General features: G+C 64.1%; 3 protein-coding genes. 2 read left to right on the top strand and 1 reads right to left on the bottom strand.

Annotated elements, in window-relative coordinates; all coding sequences use genetic code 11:
- Positions 1-219 (bottom strand): LysR family transcriptional regulator (locus tag EN749_RS35795; protein WP_145991180.1); only part of this gene is annotated, 219 nt, incomplete at its 3' end.
- A gap of 102 nt (positions 220-321) precedes the next feature.
- On the opposite strand from EN749_RS35795, the gene EN749_RS35790 reads away from it, so the two are divergent.
- The gene (locus EN749_RS35790; protein WP_128364934.1) at positions 322-1,080 is read left to right on the top strand and encodes an SDR family oxidoreductase; all 759 of its coding nucleotides are present in this window, start codon (positions 322-324) and stop codon (positions 1,078-1,080) included.
- Positions 1,081-1,134: 54 nt separating this feature from the next.
- Positions 1,135-1,347, top strand: coding sequence for a 4-oxalocrotonate tautomerase family protein (locus EN749_RS35785; RefSeq protein ID WP_127269408.1), 213 nt, complete (start codon positions 1,135-1,137; stop codon positions 1,345-1,347).
- Positions 1,348-1,383: the final 36 nt, after the last annotated feature.

The raw sequence follows: 1,383 nt of genomic DNA, 5'->3' as shown, positions 1-1,383 counted from the left end.
CAGGATCGACAGGCAGCGCCGATAGTAGGCTTCGCCGTCCTGGGTGGCGTTCACCTGCCGCGTCGTTCGTTCCAGCAGCCGCGCGCCGAGATGCTGTTCCAGCCGCCGGATCGATTCCGTCGCGGTTGAACGCGGCAGGCCGAGATCGGCCGCGGCAGCGGTGAAGCTGCGCCGCTCCAGAACGCGAACGAAGAGCCGCATCGTGTCCAGTCGATCCATGGCTTTTGTTCGCAATTTCCGAATAGTGATGTCAATAGGCAGCCGATTATCCGGGAAGTGGCCCGGCCTATATCCGTGTCACCAACACACGGAGAGACTTCCATGACATCCAATCAAACAAGTACGGGTGGCCAAACCAGAACCGCGATCGTGACCGGCGCCTCCAAAGGCATCGGCGCCGCCATCGCACGACGGCTCGCCCGCGACGGCGTTGCTGTCGTCATCAATCATGCACGGGGCCGCGCCGAGGCCGAAGAACTGGTCCGCAGCATCGAAGCCGGCGGCGGCAAGGCGATCGCCGTTCAGGCCGATATCGCCGATCCGAACGGTATCGCTGCACTGTTCGACGCCGGCGAGAAGGCGTTCGGCGGCATCGACATCCTCGTCAACAATGCCGGCGTCATGAAGACGTCGCCGATGGCGCAGACCGACGATGCTTCGTTCGACACGCAGATCGCGATCAATCTCGGCGGGGTGTTCCGCGGCATGCGGGAAGGTGCGCGCCGGCTTCGCGACGGCGGCCGCATCGTCAATTTTTCCAGCAGCGTCGTCGGCCTTTACCAGCCGGGCTACGGCGTCTACGCCGCCACAAAGGCGGGTGTCGAGGCGATGACCCACATTCTGGCCAAGGAGCTTGGCGCGCGCCGCATCACCGTTAACGCAGTAGCGCCCGGACCGATCGAGACCGCGCTGTTCACGGACGGCAAGAGCGAGGCGCAGATCGAGGCCATCGGCAAGATGATCCCGCTCGGCCGGCTCGGCCAGCCCGACGACATTGCCGGGCTGGTCTCGTTCCTGGCCGGGCCGGACAGCTTCTGGGTCAACGGACAAATCATCCGCGCCAATGGCGGCGTCGTCTGAGCCGTCGCCGACCGCTCAACGCCGAACCTGAAATTCCACAGAAAGGAAAAGATCATGCCATTCGCCAACATCAAGTTACCGCAAGCGGCGCTCTCCAGGGCGCAGAAGGAAGACCTCATCCATCGAACGACAGCGATGTTCGTCGACTTTTTCGGCGAGGGTGTGCGCCCCTTCACAATGGTGCTGGTGGAGGAGGTCGCCGACGGCGGCTATGGCCGGGCCGACGAAGTGTTCGTCGTGCCGGAGGTTTTTCGCGCAAAGGAGTAGTGCCGGGCCGTTCCCGGGCGAGCCACGGGTCTCGCC

The organism is Mesorhizobium sp. M7A.F.Ca.ET.027.02.1.1 (genome assembly GCF_004022985.1).
Taxonomy (GTDB): Bacteria; Pseudomonadota; Alphaproteobacteria; order Rhizobiales; family Rhizobiaceae; genus Mesorhizobium.
The sequence above is the reverse complement of the archived record's forward strand: the minus strand, read 5'-3'. Positions and strand labels throughout refer to the sequence as shown.

Coding starts and splice junctions, on each gene's coding strand:
- EN749_RS35790 (WP_128364934.1), top strand. CDS start 322: ATGACATCCAATCAAACAAGTACGGGTGGCCAAACCAGAACCGCGATC.
- EN749_RS35785 (WP_127269408.1), top strand. CDS start 1,135: ATGCCATTCGCCAACATCAAGTTACCGCAAGCGGCGCTCTCCAGGGCG.